The sequence below is a fragment of the Bartonella sp. W8122 genome, from assembly GCF_016102485.1.
Lineage (GTDB): Bacteria > Pseudomonadota > Alphaproteobacteria > Rhizobiales > Rhizobiaceae > Bartonella > Bartonella apihabitans.
The window spans coordinates 887,470-906,922 of the sequence record NZ_JACFOO010000001.1 but is presented as its reverse complement, the minus strand read 5'-3'; the positions used below and the strand labels follow the sequence as shown (position 1 = coordinate 906,922).

General features: G+C 43.8%; 17 protein-coding genes. 2 read left to right on the top strand and 15 right to left on the bottom strand.

Annotation, left to right across the window (positions count from 1 at the left end):
- Positions 1–402 precede the first annotated feature (402 nt).
- Complete coding sequence (locus H3S83_RS04050) at positions 403–1,059, bottom strand: phosphonate metabolism protein/1,5-bisphosphokinase (PRPP-forming) PhnN (protein WP_198238986.1); 657 nt, start codon at positions 1,057–1,059, stop codon at positions 403–405.
- A gap of 278 nt (positions 1,060–1,337) precedes the next feature.
- Here H3S83_RS04050 and purU point away from each other — a divergent pair, with 278 nt between their 5' ends.
- Together purU and H3S83_RS04040 are read left to right on the top strand one after the other, a co-directional pair.
- Entirely contained in the window at positions 1,338–2,222 is an 885-nt protein-coding gene (gene purU, locus H3S83_RS04045) for a formyltetrahydrofolate deformylase (protein WP_198239653.1), read from the top strand.
- A gap of 415 nt (positions 2,223–2,637) precedes the next feature.
- The gene (locus H3S83_RS04040) at positions 2,638–3,363 is read left to right on the top strand and encodes a hypothetical protein (RefSeq protein ID WP_198238985.1); all 726 of its coding nucleotides are present in this window, start codon (positions 2,638–2,640) and stop codon (positions 3,361–3,363) included.
- Positions 3,364–4,581: 1,218 nt separating this feature from the next.
- Here the strand turns inward: H3S83_RS04040 and fliQ are convergent.
- From fliQ to fliF, 14 genes are all read right to left on the bottom strand, one after another.
- Positions 4,582–4,848 carry a flagellar biosynthesis protein FliQ gene (gene fliQ, locus H3S83_RS04035; protein ID WP_077970540.1) on the bottom strand — a complete coding sequence of 89 codons (267 nt, stop codon included), beginning with the start codon at positions 4,846–4,848 and terminating at the stop codon, positions 4,582–4,584.
- Positions 4,849–4,870: 22 nt separating this feature from the next.
- Positions 4,871–5,527: a flagellar hook assembly protein FlgD gene (gene flgD / locus H3S83_RS04030; protein WP_370541331.1), complete on the bottom strand. Its 657-nt coding sequence runs from the start codon at positions 5,525–5,527 to the stop codon at positions 4,871–4,873.
- Positions 5,528–5,541: 14 nt separating this feature from the next.
- Positions 5,542–5,976, bottom strand: coding sequence for a flagellar biosynthesis repressor FlbT (flbT, locus tag H3S83_RS04025; RefSeq protein WP_370541214.1), 435 nt, complete (start codon positions 5,974–5,976; stop codon positions 5,542–5,544).
- Entirely contained in the window at positions 5,963–6,337 is a 375-nt protein-coding gene (flaF, locus tag H3S83_RS04020; RefSeq protein WP_077970539.1) for a flagellar biosynthesis regulator FlaF, read from the bottom strand. Before flaF ends, flbT begins: the two co-directional genes overlap by 14 nt.
- Positions 6,338–6,387: 50 nt before the next feature.
- Positions 6,388–7,479, bottom strand: a complete 1,092-nt coding sequence (locus tag H3S83_RS04015; RefSeq protein WP_198238984.1) for a flagellar hook-associated family protein — start codon at positions 7,477–7,479, stop codon at positions 6,388–6,390.
- Positions 7,480–7,486: 7 nt separating this feature from the next.
- Complete coding sequence (gene flgK / locus H3S83_RS04010; protein WP_198238983.1) at positions 7,487–8,842, bottom strand: flagellar hook-associated protein FlgK; 1,356 nt, start codon at positions 8,840–8,842, stop codon at positions 7,487–7,489.
- Between the two features lie 59 nt (positions 8,843–8,901).
- Positions 8,902–10,263, bottom strand: a complete 1,362-nt coding sequence (locus H3S83_RS04005) for a flagellar hook protein FlgE (protein WP_198225204.1) — start codon at positions 10,261–10,263, stop codon at positions 8,902–8,904.
- Positions 10,264–10,647: 384 nt separating this feature from the next.
- Complete coding sequence (locus H3S83_RS04000; protein ID WP_077970533.1) at positions 10,648–11,331, bottom strand: response regulator transcription factor; 684 nt, start codon at positions 11,329–11,331, stop codon at positions 10,648–10,650.
- A gap of 277 nt (positions 11,332–11,608) precedes the next feature.
- Positions 11,609–12,178 (bottom strand): transglycosylase SLT domain-containing protein, encoded by a 570-nt coding sequence (locus H3S83_RS03995; RefSeq protein WP_370541330.1) that lies wholly within the window; start codon positions 12,176–12,178, stop codon positions 11,609–11,611.
- Positions 12,135–13,877, bottom strand: a complete 1,743-nt coding sequence (locus tag H3S83_RS03990) for a flagellar hook-length control protein FliK (RefSeq protein ID WP_198238982.1) — start codon at positions 13,875–13,877, stop codon at positions 12,135–12,137. Before H3S83_RS03990 ends, H3S83_RS03995 begins: the two co-directional genes overlap by 44 nt.
- Before the next feature lie 113 nt (positions 13,878–13,990).
- Positions 13,991–15,283 carry a chemotaxis protein gene (locus tag H3S83_RS03985; RefSeq protein WP_198238981.1) on the bottom strand — a complete coding sequence of 431 codons (1,293 nt, stop codon included), beginning with the start codon at positions 15,281–15,283 and terminating at the stop codon, positions 13,991–13,993.
- Positions 15,280–16,713 (bottom strand): MotB family protein, encoded by a 1,434-nt coding sequence (locus H3S83_RS03980; RefSeq protein ID WP_198238980.1) that lies wholly within the window; start codon positions 16,711–16,713, stop codon positions 15,280–15,282. Before H3S83_RS03980 ends, H3S83_RS03985 begins: the two co-directional genes overlap by 4 nt.
- Positions 16,710–17,465 (bottom strand): hypothetical protein, encoded by a 756-nt coding sequence (locus tag H3S83_RS03975; RefSeq protein ID WP_198238979.1) that lies wholly within the window; start codon positions 17,463–17,465, stop codon positions 16,710–16,712. Before H3S83_RS03975 ends, H3S83_RS03980 begins: the two co-directional genes overlap by 4 nt.
- A 26-nt stretch (positions 17,466–17,491) precedes the next feature.
- Entirely contained in the window at positions 17,492–19,168 is a 1,677-nt protein-coding gene (gene fliF, locus H3S83_RS03970; RefSeq protein ID WP_077970524.1) for a flagellar basal-body MS-ring/collar protein FliF, read from the bottom strand.
- Positions 19,169–19,453: the final 285 nt, after the last annotated feature.

The window sequence follows — 19,453 nt, the reverse complement described above, 5'->3', positions numbered from 1 at the left end:
TCATTAAGAACTTAGATGGACCAAAGGAATGGAGGTTTATTGCTGACCTCCCGTTCCTCATTTATGGCCGCATTCGTTATGCAAGGCGCGATGATTTATTCGCCAATCGTCCGTTATTCCGCCAATTATGTTCTATGTCATTTGTTTTCTCTAATGACGATAGCCACGTTTTATTTAAAAATATAAAGACTTGAAACAATCTGTTCCTGACAGTGCAATCCCGACAGGCATGTTCGGTTGGTTTTTGCCTGTCATACAAGAATATTATTTAACCGATGTTTCTTGAAGTCGGCATTTCTATCAAGCGCTGAATGCCCCACTGCTTTTTTAACTTTTCAACCGCTTTGGTTTTAATAAACTTCCTGTTTTATTTTATAGATTTTTTTAGAAAGAGTTTTGAAGTTATTTCATCTCTCGGGATATTTGATGATCGGTTAAAGGCTGATTTTCTGATGATAATGATTGAAGAATAGATAACATTTTATCGACAGCAGAATTTACATTTCCCGAGTTATCAATATAACAATATTTTGCTCCTTCAGGCAAATGGATAGGAATATTTGCTCTTTTAAGACGTTCCTCAATATCGGTTATTTTTTCTCTTTTGCGACCTAAGAGACGTTCTTTCAAAATTCCAATTGGTGCATTGATTTCAATTACATAAACCTTTCCAAACAGTTCTTTTGCGTGTCCGAGCTTTGCGCGTGAAACATTGGCAATGACGATTTTCCCTTTATGAACCTCGTCAACAATCCCGATCGGTAAAGCATAATGGATACCATGAGCAAACCATTGCAAGGAAAATAAAGCTTTTTCAGAAAGTTCTAAAAACTTCTCGAGCGAAACGCCTATATTATCTTCATTTCCAATATTTCGCGATGTCTCAGCATGATCGTTAAAGCTGTTTACGCCAGCCTTTCGCGTAATCGTACGGCGAACAAAGAGAAATTCCGGATTATTTTTGAGAGCATGATGAACAGCGTTTATAATTGTGTCTTTTCCGGCACCACTCGGCCCGACAATAGCTACAAACCACCCCGGTTTTTTATTCGATAACAATTTAAATCATGCCAAATAGAGTTAATGAACCCGATTTTGTTTCTTCACAAAATCCATTTCATTTTATAACTGGATGCGGAAAATTGCCATGTTTATAAAATGGAATATGTGTAAATCATAAATTATCAAAAAAGAATTTCAAACCTCAGTTTCAAGAAGAGAAAATAACTTTATATTCATAATATTTGCTTAATCAGTCCTTTAAGCGGACTTTATATCAATAGGCAAGCGCAATGAATAACCGCAATTTGACCGATAGGACAGTTTTCTGAATGACCATGTCTAGTTTCGTTTTGACCGTCATATGCCCCGCAAAAAGAGGAATTATTGCTGCAATTTCCACGTTTTTGGCAAAAAATACGTGCAATATTGTGAATAGTTCACAATTCGACGACCCCATTTCTAAAAAATTTTTCTGTCGTATCGGCTTTGACAGTGAAGGCGGTAAAGCTATTCATGATCTTGAAGATGCATTTCGGCCAATTGCCCAAGAATTTTCTATGAAAGCCAATTTTTTTGATACACGAGATCGCATGAAGGTTCTCGTCATGGTATCGAAATTCGGTCATTGTCTCAACGATTTACTCTATCGCTGGCGGATAGGTGCTCTGCCAATCAATATCGTCGGGATCGTCTCCAACCATTTGGATTATCAAAAATTGGTCGTTAATAACGATCTGCCGTTTTACCATATCCCTGTCCACAAAGACCGCAAGCAAGAATCCGAAGATAGATTATTCGAAATTATTTCGGAGACAGGAACCGAACTTGTTGTCTTGGCGCGCTATATGCAAATCCTGTCGGATCGGCTTTGTAAAGAAATGCCGGGACAAATTATCAATATTCATCATTCCTTTTTGCCCAGCTTCAAAGGCGCAAATCCTTACAAGCAGGCTTTCCAGCGTGGGGTAAAGATTATCGGAGCAACAGCCCATTACGTAACTGCCGATCTTGATGAAGGACCAATTATAGAGCAGGATATTGTGCGCGTGACACATGCTCAAAATGTTGACGATTATGTTGCTCTGGGGCGGGACGTTGAAGCTCAGGTTCTCGCACGTGCTATCCATGCCCACATTCATCATCGTGTTTTTATCAACGACAACCGGACCGTCGTCTTTCCGGCGACACCGGGAAGTTATGCTTCTGAACGAATGGGGTGATCAATTTTTTCAATAAAATTGCTTGATTAAACTATTTACTTATACAATTTTAAAAAATACTTTTTAAGCGTAATTTCCAATTCTACGTTGAATTTTAAAAATAATATATTTTCATAATTATCTGATTAAAAAGATGTTTTATATTTCCATATCCGGTTTTAAAATAAAATTTTTAAGCTCCAGAATGAAAAGAACATTGTTAACAGCAAATCTGTTCTAACAAAAAAAGCGTAACAAAACTTTTTTAAAGGTTTATCTCTTTCTTTATATTTTGTTTAACAAATCAAAAAATAACGAGAATTGTTGCATTTTTCGGATAAATAGAATACTATGCCATTAAGGCTTATGAGGAGCTCGAAACATAACAAGGAAAATCATGAAGATTGGGGCTTGTTAAGAGTTTTGGAGAGTAATTATGCAACCGGTTGATGCTACATCTGGCGCCCGTTCGTTGACGACAGTGCGAGTAGCGACGCCTTCTAATGAGACGGCTCGGACCGACTCGGTTGTCGAACAAATACCTATCGTAGAACCGAGGCCACATTATCCGATATCTGCAAGCGTCGCAGAAATAATGGCTCACATTACCGAGCTCATAAAAGAACAACAAACTGCTTCCGAAGAAGCTTTTCATCAAAAAAATCTTGATGAAGCGCGCGCTGAAATGGAAAAGCTCTTTGAAGCAGTCCAAGGACGGTCTGATAATAATGTTGATGGAAAAGCGGATAATAATAATGGCTTGGATCCGCATGAGAAAGTCAACGGAATTAACAATGAAACATTGAAAGTTTCAGACAATATTACTGATAAAAGTACTTTGTCGGATAGTTCTTCTGATGCTGAAAATGCTGATGGGGTCGATGGTCGCAGTTCAGATTCTGTCAATAGCGACAATATGACCAAGACCAGTCTGAAAACGGCAACAAAGACAAATTCCGATTTGCCGCCCTTGCCTTCTGACGGTAAGCACACTGATAAAAAAGTTGATGCCGCTAAAGCTGACAATACACACAATGAAACTTCACCCATCAAGACGGGGAAGGCTACAACTATGCCGGCAGGGGATGTAGATATTGGCTCGCGGGAAAATATACAACGCGACACAAATGTCTCGACACCCAACGAGAAGGAAGATATCTGATCTTCCTGATTGAAGTGTTGTTAAATTAATCGAATAAGTGTGGAAATAGCTCTATAGCTATTTCCATTTTTTATTATGTAATTGTGTTGAGGAGAACATGGATAAGGGATGAAAGATAACCATTTTGCCCCTGCTGACAATGGTTTTATGAGTTTGTCAATTGCCCCGTCATTGAAGCGCCATTCACAGGCTTTGGGATAGAGATAAAATGCTCTGCAGGATTGCCGTTAAAGCGGCACATATGCCGTTTTACTGGTTACCTGAATTTTCGGCTTCCATTGATATAATTTCGTTCTTGAGCAAAAACATCCGATTGATCAATAGCCCCATGAAAGAATCCGTAAACAACCAATTTATCATAAGTGGCAAAAGTTTTTTCTATAAAACAGAATGAAATCTGATTGAAGAACGGCTTTTGATTGACCGGACAATCATCGCAAAAACGTTTCAGTCCAGTCATTCGGGACAGAAAAGGCTGAAGGCTATTCCACTGCGTTTCAACGACACGAAGAGAGGGTTTGTTTAACCTCCTCCTCCACGTTCCTTTTGCCTTTAGCCACGCCAGCAAAAATAGCTTTTACAAATTTCGATTTCACCGTTTATCAATTCGCGCTTTTCTTGTTCAGGCCAAGCAATGGCTTTTAGCAATACAAAAAATAACTTATGAAAGAAAAGTAAAGCGTCTCAATAGTCCTAAGAGAGGAGTTATTCTACCTCTTCCACGTTCCTTTTGCCCCAATGCACACAACCGACAATAGTTTTCAGCAAGTTCGATTTTACGGCGCTTCAATTCGCGCTTTTCTTGTTCAAGCCAAGCAATGGCCTTTGGCAGCACATAAAAATAACTAATGAACGGAAAGCAGCGTATTTTAATAGCCCGAAGAGAGGATTTGTTCCACCTCCCCCACGTTCTCCTCTTCCCCTATGCACACCACCGAATACAACTTTTACCAAGTTTGAATTTACGGCTCATCAATTCGCGCTTTTCTTGTTCAAGTTAAACAGTAGCCTTTGGCAGCGCGTGAATATAATTTATGAAAGGAAAGCGTTATCGCATTCCGATTTAAGCATGCATAAATACCAGCCAAAAGCGCTGATGAGCGGAAAACACAATAAGTGATGCGTTTATTTAATTTTACTTTTCTATGTGGTTTTTGACGAGGCTAATGACAGGGCACCAAAAGCTATTTCTCGCTATCAATGCCGGGCCATTTCTATTTAAAAGCTCGATTCAATTCGCCCGTAAACCAATTGCGTGAAAGAATAGATTTGCCCGCCAACAAAAGAAGCAGTTAATGCGAGGACAACGAAAATGACAACTATTTTAGGTATAAATGTTAATGTCATTTCCTGTATCTGGGTAAGAGCTTGAAAAAGAGCGATGATAATGCCTATTGCCATAGCAGCGCCAACGGCCGGACCGCTTGCTACCAAAACGGTCCAAATCGCAGCAGTTACCATATCGACGGCATCGGCTTCATTCATTCTCAAGCTCCCGCAACAAAACTCAAGCTTGTTTCGGTTGACTATTCATGACTGTAACGCCGGGCCCGATAAGCAAGTCTTTTCCATTATCAAGTTTTGCGATCAAACCGTCGCTATAAATTGTAACCGACTGGACAGTACCGGCAGTTACAGCACCTTTTTCGTCAGTAAACGAGAGATATTTGCCGACATAACCTTCAGCACGGGAAATTGGCCCATCAACCATAATGTTCTTGAGCGACTGCGCCATTGAATCAAGTTTGGTATTTGTCTGCTGTTGCTGCTCGACAGCCGAAAAGCTTGCCAATTGTGAAACAAATTCGGTCGAATCCATTGGTTTGGTCGGATCCTGATTTTTCATCTGGGCAATAAGCAACTTGATGAAAGTATTATAATCTGCATTCGCCGTCTTGGAATCTGAGCTGGTGCTTCCAGTGGTATTATTGGAAGAGGGTGTACTACTCGTACCAGAAGTTGAAGGCGTTGTTGACGGTGTCGAACTATTTGTATTTGCCGAAGCATTTGTATTTGTCTTCGACGTATTATCCTTGTCGGATGCAGCTTGCGTTTCCGAAGCGAAGTTGGATGTTGCTGCAGCGGACTTTCCGGCAGCCGCATTGGTTGCCGGAGTATATTTCATAAGGCTTGATGTATTGTTGTCTACAGCACTTATGGTCATGAACTTTCTCCTAATCAGGCGGTTTTTTGTTCCTTTTCAACCGCAGGCTTTTTGCCCATTATGGTTGCTTCTCTATCGAACAATCCGCGGATGACTTTTAAAACGTCAAAAATCTTATCTTGTTCGGTCAAATCAATGCATTTGCGTAGACCTTCCAGAATAATCGGGTCATTGTAAGTGCGGAGCATTTTGCCAAGCATTTCAATGAAAATCATTACTGTCTTGTCGGCTGTATCGGGATCGATCAGCATCACTTGTGCAGTGAAATAAAGCTGCTTTAGCGGTGTGTTTGTGTCTTCCGCTTGCATTACATGAGCTTCAAGAAGAAAGGTCGCATCATTCAAGAGCTCTAAAGTTACCTTACGATCGGGGCGTAACACAGCGCCGTTCAGGTAAAACTTTTCATTTGGCCGTAATGTTATATGCATCGTCTTATCAGTCATTTTCACTTTTCTCCGGATTTGTAGCAAGACCGTCTCTGATGGATTCAGAGATTTCCACCAAAGCATCAAAGTCTGCTGTTTCCCCATTCTCCAATCTCTGGATTTCTTTCAAAATAAAGAAACCGATAGAAATCAGAGATGCCTTCAGTTCTGTCGGCAGTGCATTTTCCGCCAGCCCCAAGTCTTCAATTAAAATAATCCATAATTTACGTGTAAATGCTACCGCTTCATATGTCTCGCGAGTGCTTGGCCCGGCCTTCTGGGCAGCACGCAGCATTTTTATACAACGATCGAACAAAATACTCTCGCGTTCGCGAGCGCCCATCTGATCGTCTTCCATTACATCTTCGTACCGCATCTGATACATCAAAATTCCCCAGATATCATATCCGTATTATTTAACCCAAAAGGATTAATTTAAATATAATTGGCCAATGTCATCTTACTGATACGAGCTGTCATAGTGTATGAAATTTGTAATACGTTCTGAAGCTGGATCATCTTTGCACTTGCTTCGGTTGGATCAGCACCAATCATGTCATTGCGTGTCTGGTTCAAAATACCGAGCTGTGCATTAATATGATTAGTGGCATTGGTGACGCGACTTTGCGAATTACCAAGATTGGACGCCGACGTAATAATCTCGTTAATAGCACTACCCGTCGATTTGTTGTCCGAAGAAGCCCGTGCGCGATCAGCAATTGCCCCCTGAGCGTTCGAAGATAACCCGATATTACCGAATTCGGCCACAAGGATCATATTTTTCATGGCCTGACGGAAGCCCGCATCATTGGCGCTTGCGGAAATATCAGCATTTTCACCGCTGGGCGAAATGCGTCTTGCGACTTCACCGTCTTTGGCACGTGAAAAATTTGTACCCCAACTCGGATCATCAAAAAGTTTACTGAATGGTCCATCGATGAAAGATTTCATGTCATCGGCAGAAATATTGGCCACCTGAGGGTCATCCACATTAAAGCCGAAATAATCTCTGAACGTATCCTGCACAATTTTACTCGTGCCGGTATTACTCCCCGCCCTATAATAATCGAACGGTGGCTGACTGGTATTGGTGCCGCCAAAGACATATTCACCATTATAGCTCGTATTCATTGCCGAGACAAAGGAGTCGAGTGCTGTTTGTGCAGCAGATTGCATAGTCGCCGGAGTTGCAGCAACATTGTCGCCCATCAGCGCTTTATTAAACTGTATAAGACTACCACCGGGTTTATCCTTGCTGCTTGCTTCCACCAGACTTTGCAGTGCCGTTTGTGCCGAAGCCATACGTTGCGCTGCCAAATTGTTGCTATCTCTCAATCCTTGCAATGTCGAAATCTGATTTTCATTTTCAACAAAACGACCCGTCTGACGACCAAGTTTCAAGCCGGGATCCCTGATCCGTTGTGTTGCGGCCTCATAGCTTGCTTCATCAAGTTCTGACTGCGCTTGCGAGACAATCGAGCGTTGTGAATTATTCAATACATAAGTAGAAATCGGGTTAATTTTCATTTCACACCTATCTTACCGCACTCATCAAGTCATCCAACATTTTGCCGACTGTCGTTATTATACGCGCAGTTGCTGAATAAGTCTGCTCTAATTGAAGCATAAGAGCCATTTCATCATCAGTATTTACACCGGTTTCATTAGACAAAGCTTCGCCCGCGCGGCTGAACATTGTGCTTTTATATTCGTTATCCGAAGTTGCGGACTTGCGTACGCCTTCCATCCATGACAAAGATTGCTTGGTGTAAGACGCGATGCTTTGAGTATTATCAAGCCCTGTATCATTAGCGAAATTACGAGGCTTATCGAGATTGTCGACCAGTTTCTGAAGATCTTTACCGAGCTTTTCCGGACCACCGTCAACCGTATTGCTATCAAATTCCGGATTAACACTAATTCTACCTGCCGTTCCGGTAACGTTCGTTTCGTCACCTCCCTCGAACAAAGCGGGAGGCCCTTTAAAAATATCGGTCAGTGCATTTGCTATTTCATCAAGTTGTTTTTGATATTGCGGCGCTATATCATCACGAACCTTCAACAAACCACCAAGCTTGCCAGAGCCATTAGGAGAATTGAAAGCATCATGCGAAAGAGGAACGCCATCAACAAGGACAGGGTTACCCGCTTTTCCTGCCACTAATGGTGCGCTTGGAGAATATGAAACCTGACGCGGTACCTTGTCATAAAGCGTGCTGTCATCCATCCCGTAGATCGACATTGTCCCGTCGGGATGAGTAACAGTGGTTATACCAATTTCCTGAGACAATTCCTTAAGAATTGCATCGCGTTGATCCATATAGGCATAGCCATCGCGCCCCGACCCTTTTTCATTGACAATTTCTTTCTCGACTTGCTGAAATTGCTTTAAAAGATCATTGATGTGATCGACAGAATCCTTGATTTCACTATCGGTATCGGTACGTAATTTATCAATTGCCTTGGAACCGGCATTCAAACTGTTGGCAAGATCTTTTGCCTTGTCAATAGCAGCGTCACCGGCTGTTCTTTGGCTTGGATTATTGGCATAGAACTGCAAAGCTTTTTTGAAATCATCAAGCAAACGCGACGGCGAATTTTGAAAGTCGTTTGTACCATAAATGTTCGAGAGCTGTGTTGCTCCGTCATTTATAGCCGCAGCCGCAGCCGATTGACTTGACTTGAGAAGGTAGTTTCCAAGAAGTTCCGGATTGTCATCGCGGATGACCTTGGAGCCCACCATTCCGTAGGCACCCGATTGGACATGGGTGGTGCGATGGGTATAGTTTGTGTCACGCGCACCACCAATATTCTGGGATACAACACTCATCTGACCAGACGATGTCTTGAGTGAATTTCTTGCTGTAGAGAGTGCTGTACCTAGTGTCATTTTAGCCTTCTTTTATCTCATGTAATCGGCAGTTGAGCCGGTTTCAAGTAAGGTTAGTCCTATCGTTTCAAATTGACAATAACATCCATTACTTCCGAACCCGTCTGGAACACTTTCGAGTTCGCAGTATAATTGCGCTGTGCTTCGATCATGTCTGTCAATTCATCACCGATATCGGCGTTTGACTCTTCCAACATACCGCTTCTTAAAACGCCGAATGTACCTTCACCCGGATGTCCGAATGTCTGACCACCGGCTTCCGGTACGGCCTGGAACACTGTTCCGGTAAGAGGAATAAGCGAATCAGGCGCTGTCACTGTGGAAAGACCAACGGTACCGATTGTTCTTACCTGACTGTTACTATAGCTGACCTGTATTTCGCCGTTAGTACCAAAACTGAACCCTTTATAGGTCCCTGGTGCATAACCGTCAGCTTCCGCATCGAATGTGAAGTTGGCACCAATCTGTGTCAGACTTGTTTTCCCATCTTTATCCGGATTATAAAGATTAACCATTGTAGAAAAAGTTGTTACCTTATTAGTACCTGCCTCTTTGTTAACATTAGGAACGTCAAGACCAATTTTTGTGTTGAGATCGGCGCCAAGAAGGGTATGACCTTCGGAGTCAACAAGGCCTGCCAGATTTCCTTCTTTATCAAATTTAAGGCCAGTTATCACAGTGTTCGGAATTTTATCATCCGGGTTAGTGCCTGGTTTTAATATTGTTTTCCCGTCTTGATCTTTAGTTGCCAAGGCTATATTTTGATCTCCAACATAGGTTTTTATTTCCCATGTGTTATCATCTGTTTTGGTAAAATAAAAATCAACATCAACAGCTGTACCTTGTTCATCGTAAATTGTTTTAGATTTTTTAAAATGATAAGATTTTTCGTTTTTAATATCAAAATCTACCTTATCATCACCTGTTCTTTTGATAGCTTTTTTATCAGCCTGTAGGTTGGCGGTAAGGTTGATATTCTCGGTCACTTTACCTTGCATCAATTCACCCGCGCCACCTTTAATTATGACGCGTTTGCCGGTTTCATCCAGCAGATAAAATCCTGCTGCATTTTGTAGATAACCTTGACCGTTTCTCTGGAAAGAACCGGCACGGGTCAGATATTCGGTTCCGGCTTCATCTTGCACACGGAAAAAGCCGTTGCCTTCAAGCATAATGTCGCCCGGCTTTCCCGTTCCGCGCCCTGCACCCTGCATTGAAATATCATGGCGAACAGTTGTCGTGACACCACCGGACTGATAAGCGTTACGCGTTGATGGCATAACCAGATCGGAAAACTGGGTATCCGTCCGTTTGTAACCTGCCGTACTAACGTTAGCGACGTTATCTGCAACGCCTGTAAGTCTGTTTGCCTGTGCGTTCATTCCTGCAACGCCGGTACGCATCATACCGTAAATACCCATTGTTATCTCCTTGAGTTGAGAACCATAGTTGCACCATAGAGGCGCTTCCTTGTGCGAAGCTGGCGTTGTCACAGTTCAGAAAGGAAAAATGCTCGCATAAGGAGACAATTGGCCGCATTCGAAACTGTTTTTTCCAAAACATATTTACGGACTTAGCTTTCAAGGCCAAACTAAAAATAACGAATATATGTCCGTTTAATTGGCTGCGAAACTTTCCCTATTGAGCTTTGATCAAGGTAACATACCCCAAGAAAAACTATGATCAGAGCCCTTTCTATAATGAAGATAAATCCGGTATTTTTCAAAAAAAGCTGTTTTCAAAAGATAAAAAAAAGCCTGCAAAAAATGCAGGCTTCAAAAAATCGTATGGAGTTACGAAAATGTTTAATCAATATTCAAGCTATAGCCCAGAAACCGTTTTGAATCAATAACATCGGTTCCAAGTTTGGCTTTCAGTTTTTTACGCAATTTGCTGATGTGACTTTCAACGACATTTTCTTCTACTTCAGCATCAAACACGCCATATATCGCATTAAAAATCTGTGTTTTGTTAACACGACGGCCATGATTGGCTACGAGATATTCAAGAATGCGACGTTCGCGACGGGGAAGAACAAAATCGACACCATTGATTTTCGGGTCACGACCGTCATTAAACACGCTGATCGGCCCAAGAACAACGGCAGCATCCGATTGGCGGATTTCGCCACCCATGCGACGGCGTATTGCTGCAACACGAGCCAGTATTTCACGAACATGAATAGGTTTGCGCAATACATCGTCAATTCCGGCCTGAAACAGTGCCAGTGTCTGTTCAAGCGAATTGGTTTCTGTGACGGCCAATACAGGAGCATCACAATGAGCGCGAATTTTCTTTGGCAGCTCGATACGGTCTTTGCAATCACCAAGAAGAATCGCTTCGACTGCTGACATTTCCGATTTCGGGGCGGTTTCTACCCAATCATCAAAATCGGCAGATGATAAACCTGTTGCCGAGATCCCTTCCCGTGCGAACAAGGCAGAATAACCATCAGTCACCAGCTTGCGTTCGTCTACAACTATTATCATGTTCCTATTCCTATGAACTTCCTCACTAAGTCCTAAAACTCAAGAACTTATCCTTAATGAGGACTTTTCTTTAAGATATCTTTCGCGGCAGAAATTACAAGTTGTTTTTAACTTTTTCTGCCAAGAATCCGCCATACTTTCCCAAAAATAGACGATTTTTTTAATAAATTCTTATTTCAAACCGTCATTTTTCGTATGAAAATCATTGATTTTCAAACAGTTAGTCAGATACCAGCATGTTAACTATAAAATTTAACCATGCTTATTAAAACGTCACCTACAGTTCTCCACGACAAAACTGGCGCGAAGCTTGCGTCCATTTACCGAACCCGGAAGCGATCATATTGGCGATGACCTGACAGACATATCGTTTTTGTGCCGGATTATTATTCGGGCCGGCATGGTAACGTGCCACTGCCATGGTCCAGCTACCTTCCCGTTCCTTCAGTTCTTTAAGGAAACGCGCGGCATAATCTACGTTGAGATGTGGCTGGAACATTGCTGCCACAGATGGAAAACGCTCTCCGTGATAATAGTGGTTAATTTGCATGCAACCAACGTCAATGAGTTTCGCTCCGCGACGTTTTGCCTCGTAAAAAATCTTCAGAGCCTGCGACTCACTTTGTGCAAATACTGCCTTTCCATCAATATTGAGCGCATAAGGCTGGAGTGAGTCTTTGTTGCCTGTTTCAGTCAATCCAACGGCATACAATATACCGAGCGGAATATCGTAACGTTTGGATGCTTCAATCATTTCTCCTTCACAGGCATTGCCTGCAGAAGCCTCGAAAACAACTGTCAGACTAGACCACCAGACGGCGAGGATCGCGACGAGTATTTTCGACACGTAAATCTTCTTCCTGCAAAGGCGTGTCAGTGAAAGGAAACTCGCTGAATGTTTGCCTTGAAGCATTATGTCCACCTTGACCTTGCTGACCTGCAGACTGCCGCTGACCATTAAAATTCTGACCACTATTATCCTGAGAGTTGGATTGGCCGGAATTGGCTGATTGTCCTTGCTGGACAGTTTGTGAACTTTTATCAACAATCATGATTGACAGCTGGCCATTATCACTGACCCCCGACTTTTCCAGAGCTTTATGCAGAGCATGATTATCGGCTGCAAGGAGGCGTGCCGTTTCCTGACGTTCGGCATGAATTTCAATCTGGAGACCATCATTTGTTTTGCGCAACCTTGCTTCGACCATACCAAGATTTTCAGGATTCAACTGTATGCGCAATACACGCATATCCCCGACCTGTTTGTTTTCGGTGACTTCAACGCCGGCAATACGGCCGAGTACATTCTGGTTTTCGGCCCTCGCAGTGTTGGTTGCAATTTTATCTCCGATATTCAATGTTTGACCGGCCTGCATTTTATCTGCCGCGTCGTCGAAATTTAATTGTTGCGAATTATTGGATAGCTGGCTTGCAATGTCTTGCGTGCGTTTGGCGTTACTTTGTTTGCGGCCCGATATAGTATTACCGGACTTGTCATCAGTGGTTTTGAAGTCGTTGGCATTCTTGTCGCCAAGTGGTGCGGTTTCATCTTCCAACGTAAGACCGGATTTGTCCACAAAATCATCATCTGCCACCGAAACGTTATTGTTATCAGAAGGTTCGGCATTTCCATTATGTGCGCCAGCTACTTTACCGGTTCCCGCAGTTGCAAGGACACCGGTCTCTATTGCGGCATTGGCTTTAACAGTTTCGTTCGTCTCTAAAGCCGGAGCCGAAGCGTCGCGAGTATTTTTCAAAGCAGCATCGCCAGCCTTATCAGAAGAACCTGCAATCCCGATATTGACATCTATCTGATGCTTGCCGTCATTGTTTTTATCACCATTCAAAGAGTCACCGTTTTTGACACTATTATCCGGATTGACGGTAGAATGGTTCAATGTCGGCAACGGGCCGAATGCCACTTTGACATTATTTTCGTTACCATCTTCCTCACCGTCGGCATCGACTGTTTTTCCATCCTTCGGCTTGAGCGAATGCGGTTTATTCGGGGAGTCTGTCCCGACTGTCAAAGCCAGATTGTCGTCTGCCCCTTCAGTTGAACCGGATTTGGCACCATTTTTTTCGTTCGATGCCAAATTTTTATGTGTATCCAGTTGTTCGAGAATGTCATGAACAGATGAAGCCGACTGATCATTCAACTCGTCATGACCATCAGGAACGGAGGGCTTGGCATTTTCCTTTTTCTTGCCACCTTCATCAACGACTTTATTTTGGTCAGAATGCGTTTTGTTGTTTAGAGCTTTGTCAACAGCAGCCTTGTCGCTTGCAATCTTGTCATTTACAATCTTGTCGTTTGCAGCTTTATCCGCAAAGGCTTTATCCGAATTTGACTTTGCCGATTGACGGTCTGCTTCTCTCGAAGAGCCGAGCTTGTCGTTTGCAATCTTATCGTTTGCAGCCTTGTCGTTTAAAATCTTGTCATTTGCAGACTTATCAGCAAAGGCTTTGTCCGAATTTGACTTTGCCGATTGGCGGTCTGCTTCTCTTGAAGAGCCGGACTTGTTATTGTCTCCAGCCTTATTCAAGACGTCACCGAAGCTTTCGTGTGACGACTGTGGGATTTGCTGGGACTTTTTATTATCAGTCCTGATTTGATTGAAGTTTGTATTAATGCTCGTAAATTCCCCCGATATTACCATCATTTTTTCTCCAATAATTTGTCTACATCATCTATTTTCTTTTGTGTCTGCTGCATAAATTGATCAATTTCGCCTGAAATCTTTTGTTCGTCTTTTTTCCCCGAAGTGGTATTTGTTGGCGTCGGTAAAGGCTCATTTGTTTTCGTACCGACCTGATCAACAGGCACGCCCACCGCTTCTTTCAGTGCCGATTGATCGTCATCTTCTTCATCATTATCAGTTTGCTTTGGCAAAATGCTTGTATCAAGAACAACACCTTTTGCTACAGCCTGTGCAGCCATCAGCAATGGCCGGTCTTTTTCCGGCAATTCGTTTACGGAAATTGTTTTCAACATTGCTCCGGCATCTTCTGCCGCTGTCGAACCTACCGAACTTGCTGCATAATAAAGGCGCGCCGACGCGTCCGAGACATTCAGGCTGTGGGCAATATCAATTGCCTTTTCAGCTCCGAAATGGGCGCGTGCCATACGCGCATCTATCAAAGCGGTACGGCTAATCTTCAAATAGATAACCAACTGGATTGTTTTAGGAGCAAAATTGACAAACTCGGTTAATTGTTGATCATTAAGATGATTATCCAGCGAAGGTAAAGTTGTCGCAAAATCACGCCAGAATTCATTTGCATAGGGAGATCTTGAGAAACGTGTAACATAATTTCTGGTAAGAAGCCGTAAAAGCTTGATATCTCCGGTCATGGAAGCAACTTTGATCTGGCGCCTTATCGCTGCTTCTTCAAACAATGAACCGGGTGCTGCCAATCTTACCCAGTTGAGACGTTCGGATGCTTTTTCCGGACTCGCCTCGGCCATATCGGCAACAGTGCTTAAAGTAATGGAAAGTAACAATGCCGCAGGAATTTCTGAATCATCTTCCGGCAAATCGTCAAAAGCTTTTAGAAATCTATTTTTTTTGTGGTGGGCATAGGCACGGGCACCATCAATATAATTCTTCGGAATAATCCCGTCCGGTGCATTCTTGAGAATAGTTTCTACGACATCGGGGTTTCCACCATTAAATAGATAGGTCAATGCTGCAAAAATATTTTGCGCATTTTCCCAGGTCGATGGATCCTCTTTTAAAAATTTTTGTCCGATATCGGCAAGAACACGCGGCTGCATTTGCAACGCACCGGGCTGTCCGCTGGCAATGTCATCCTGCAGGCTTTCCAGAGAGCGGATAAGTTGAACCGGTCCCAAAGAAGATTCGGCAAGCTGGGCTTGTAGCGGAGTCGATGTCAGGAGTGGCAATGCCACACCGGCAAGACATATCATTTTAAAGAAACGATTTGTCATTGTTTCTTCTCCACTTTAGTTGCGTCATCTGCCTTATCCGTATTGGCTTCGCCGCCTTTCCCTTCCGTTCCACTTTGTGGCAAGCGCATGAATATTTCTATGCGACGGTTTTCTGCCGCATAAGGATCAGCTTTGTTTTTCAATTGACGATCTGCGTAGCCCTCAACGCGGAGAATACGTTTTTCATCAAGCCCGCCACGCACCAGCATGTAATAAGCCATTTGGGCACGCGAACTTGATAACTGCCAGTTGTCATAAGTGGCATTTCTATAAGGGCGGGAATCTGTATGGCCTGCAATAATAACATCGCCTTTTTTATCTTGCAGAATTTTTGCAACGCCGGCCAAAAGATCGACCACTTTCTTATCCGGTTTCGCAGAACCGACAGAAAACATTCCGTAATGCGCCTGATCCATCAATTCAATAGCGACGCCATCCTTGACCGAGACAACCCGAACCATCGGTTGTTGCGTACTTTTCGTATCCTTGATCAGTTTGCTCAACTCGCCCGAAATTTCACGAACAACCTGCGGCAATGATTTATCCTTGGCAGCGTCTTGCGGTGTTTCGGCCTTGCTGAAATTGACTTGCGGTTCGGCTACCTGCGCCGAATCGCCGCTTGTTTCCCCTGTCTGCTCATTTTTATTTGTCTCCGTCTGTTGCTCACCGTTCTTTTGAGCTTCGGCATTTTCAGCATTTTCAGGCTTGTTCTCATTGGAAGACTGATCTTTCGGTGTTTGCTGGGTTTCCTGAGCAGCCTGTACCGGCTTACCTTCATTTCCGGGAACAGTGGGTTCGCTAGCCGCTTGTTGCGGTATTGCAACTCCAGGCTGGCTCGGCTGATTTGGATCACGCCCACCCGAGTTCTGACTTGGACCTCCATCGGTCTCGGCTATTTCATGCGAAGCATTTTTGGTCCAGTAATCCGGTGAAAATGGATCGCGATAAGCTGTTCCTTCGCTTGCTCCTTTTTGTGAGCCGCCTTCGGCATTTCCACCTGCCCCATCCCCTTGAGAGCCTTCTGCTGCCGATTTTTGTGCTATCTTGTCGAGCTCTTCATAAGGCTCGCTCATCATTTTTTGCTGGTCGGCACTGGATTGGTCGTCACTGCTTTCCTTGGCACCGGGTTCGCCGTGGGCTTCATTGCCCGATTTCTTGTCATTGTCGCCCACCGCATCATTGTCCTGAATGCCTTTCGGATTGGTACGACGGTCAACCAGTTTGATAGGATTGAAATAGCTCGCGACGGCTGCTTTGGTTTCTTCATTTGCAGCATTGATCAGCCACATAACCAGAAAGAATGCCATCATCGATGTCATAAAATCGGCATAGGCAACTTCCCAGGCGCCGCCATGGTGCTCGCCCTCGCCCTGTCCACCGCGACGGACTATAATAATTTCATTGTGTTCTTCGGGCTCGTCGGAGTTCATTGTACCAGCCCCTTCAATTCTTTCATGACCGGTTCAAGACGCGTCGCAATAACCTGATCTCCAAGCTCGAGCCGGATATCGGAAGAGTCTGTCGGCTTTAAAACAAATTTCATCTTATTGAAATCAGGACGCTTTTCCAAAGCCTTCAACAGGTCGCTGTTACCTTCAATGACAAGTGGTTGTTTCGCCGACAAAGCTTCCCGGGCAATGCGTTTGGCAAAATCGGCAAGAGCATCGTCATGCATTTTTTCGCCAATAAAGACTGCCAGAATTTTTGCGACATCTTTACTGATATCTTCAACTATTTTATCAAGGCCGTTCTTTAAATTCTCGTCAAGATTGGCGGCAACTTCCGCTATTGTCTTGTCTTTAAGTTCACTCATAGCCTTTTCATGTTCTTGTATGAGTGCGTCTTTTTCCCGAGCAAATCGGGTTTCAAGCTCGGTCTTGGTTTTCTCTACAGCTTCGTCAATTGCTTGTTGCCTGAGTTCTTCCGCATTGACTTTGGTTTGAGCTACCAGAGATGCTTCGTCAAATGTATCTTCCGGATTGTTTTCAGCCTGATGGAAATCGACCATCGGATCGGCTTCTTCAACCGTTGCTTCCTCGTGAAACGGAACCTCCGCATCCATTGGTAAAACTTCAACTTCGGTGTCGGGAATTTGGCGTGGTGCAAAGTCGCTCAAAAAATGGGAAAGCGTAGTCGCTTTCTTATTTTCCATTTTTGTATCGCTGTTATCCATTACACTCATCGTCTTTCACCAGAGTATCTTTTTTATCAAGCTGCTTGTGCAGGCGTTCCTTTATTATTATCTTCCTGTACCCATTCACGTAAGACATTTGCAAAACGGTCTTCATCCATAGAAATCATCTGATCAAGCCGATTTTGCGGCGGAACACGCATACGGTTGCGTAAATCTTGTAGGCCATCTTCATCCGGTATCATATTACCATCAAACCCTTCATTTTTGCTAGCCTCATTCGGCAAAGCAGGCATATTCTCGGGGCCTGCCAATGCACTTTCGTTACTGCCGGCAAGAGCAAGCTGATTGCCATGCATTTCCCGCATAAGCGGACGTACACCTAAGAACATGATAAGCAAAACCGCAATGACAAGGGCTGCTCCATTGACCAGACCCGATGTATATTTCGAAATAGATTGCCAGATCGGTGTTGCAACAGGTTGCATATTTTCATCATCATTTGCGACAAAATCGACAGCCGTTACATTGATTATATCACCACGGTCAGGATCGAGCCCCGAAGCTGTTGCCACCATTTGACGAATGCGGTTGACCTGATCATCAACATAGTTGGCCGGTGCGGGAGCTTCTTTGTCGCTTGGTTTCAAGCGTGACCGGTCGATAACAACAGCAACAGCAAGCTTTTTGACGTTGAAACCGTCGCTGACTGTAGAAATTGTTTTCGAGTTGATTTCGTAATTGGTTGTTTCTTCACGGCGGTCCTTTTTATCGGAAGAGTTTTCACCCGAGCCGCCTCCGATTTCTTCTTGCGGAATATTCTGTTCAACACCGACAGCGCCGTTATTACGATTGTTCTGGGAGTCGCCCTGATCGCGAACACTGCGGACCGAACGAGCAACCTGCGAATCCGGATTATAAATCGTTTCATTCGTCTGGCGGCGGTCGGTATCCAATGCAACCTGAACGCTGGTCTGGAAGTGATCCATGCCGAGGTAAGGAGCCAATTGTTTGCGAATATTTTCGTCAATCTGGGCAGCAACCTGACGTTCAAGAGATGCCATCATGACAGGAGCGCCATTCATGGCATCTGTCCCTGAAGCCAACAATTTGCCACTGGTATCGAGCACTGTAACCGAACTTGCTTCCAAGGACGGAATGGCTGCCGCTACCAACTGACGAATAGATTGTGCCGACTCGGTAGCAAAATTGCCATCAGTGCGGATAACAACAGAAGCAGAAGGTTTCTGATTGGCACGACGGAAAGAGCCTTTATCGGGTAAAACAATGTGGACACGTGCAGCCTTTACGCCTTGAACAGCCTGAATTGTGCGAGCAATTTCGCCTTCCAGAGCACGTTGACGGGTGATTTCCTGCATGAAGGAAGTAAGGCCAAGCGAACCCATATTATCAAAAAGTTCGTAGCCGGCATTGTTGGATGTCGGCAGACCTTTTTCAGCCAAAAACATACGTGCTTTTTCAGCCTGTCCAACCGGCACCTGAACGGATGTTCCATCAGAAGAAACGTCGAAAGCAATGCCTGCTTCACCCAAAGCCATGCCCATACGGTTCACATCATCCCGTGTTAGTCCGACATAGAGTGTTTCATAAGTCGGGCGGGTGAGATAAAAGCTTGAAAACAGAATCGTTCCGAATAATGCAACTCCGACGAGACCAAGCGCAATCAGGCGTTTGGCGCCCAATTTGCCAAGAGCCGAGCCAATCGAAGAAAACAGAGCCAGTATTCTATCCATCTATCTTTACCGTATTTATTGGGCAAAAACCCGTTGGTTTTCGTTAAAGATATAGCCTTCAAAAGCTGATATATCCCTAACTTTACTTTGCACAATAAAAGCTGAAGCTTGCGCGAGGGTGATCAATCCGGCAAGGTTCAAGCGACAATTTTTCGAAAGCGACTTTATGGTTAATATTATTGTCTCTGTCCGATTGACGTGATACCCACAACGTGTCAACCTTGTTGACCTGTGTAAAACAGCTATCAATAAAAGTGTAAACAATGCCGCAACTGTAATGTTGTT

Excerpts from the sequence above, each read along its gene's own strand:
- purU (WP_198239653.1), top strand. The coding sequence starts at position 1,338 with ATGTCTAGTTTCGTTTTGACCGTCATATGCCCCGCAAAAAGAGGAATT.
- H3S83_RS04040 (WP_198238985.1), top strand. The coding sequence starts at position 2,638 with ATGCAACCGGTTGATGCTACATCTGGCGCCCGTTCGTTGACGACAGTG.
- fliQ (WP_077970540.1), bottom strand. The coding sequence starts at position 4,848 with ATGAATGAAGCCGATGCCGTCGATATGGTAACTGCTGCGATTTGGACC.
- flgD (WP_370541331.1), bottom strand. The coding sequence starts at position 5,527 with ATGACCATAAGTGCTGTAGACAACAATACATCAAGCCTTATGAAATAT.
- flaF (WP_077970539.1), bottom strand. The coding sequence starts at position 6,337 with ATGTATCAGATGCGGTACGAAGATGTAATGGAAGACGATCAGATGGGC.
- H3S83_RS04015 (WP_198238984.1), bottom strand. The coding sequence starts at position 7,479 with ATGAAAATTAACCCGATTTCTACTTATGTATTGAATAATTCACAACGC.
- flgK (WP_198238983.1), bottom strand. The coding sequence starts at position 8,842 with ATGACACTAGGTACAGCACTCTCTACAGCAAGAAATTCACTCAAGACA.
- H3S83_RS04005 (WP_198225204.1), bottom strand. The coding sequence starts at position 10,263 with ATGGGTATTTACGGTATGATGCGTACCGGCGTTGCAGGAATGAACGCA.
- H3S83_RS04000 (WP_077970533.1), bottom strand. The coding sequence starts at position 11,331 with ATGATAATAGTTGTAGACGAACGCAAGCTGGTGACTGATGGTTATTCT.
- H3S83_RS03985 (WP_198238981.1), bottom strand. The coding sequence starts at position 15,283 with ATGACAAATCGTTTCTTTAAAATGATATGTCTTGCCGGTGTGGCATTG.
- H3S83_RS03980 (WP_198238980.1), bottom strand. The coding sequence starts at position 16,713 with ATGAACTCCGACGAGCCCGAAGAACACAATGAAATTATTATAGTCCGT.
- H3S83_RS03975 (WP_198238979.1), bottom strand. The coding sequence starts at position 17,465 with ATGAGTGTAATGGATAACAGCGATACAAAAATGGAAAATAAGAAAGCG.
- fliF (WP_077970524.1), bottom strand. The coding sequence starts at position 19,168 with ATGGATAGAATACTGGCTCTGTTTTCTTCGATTGGCTCGGCTCTTGGC.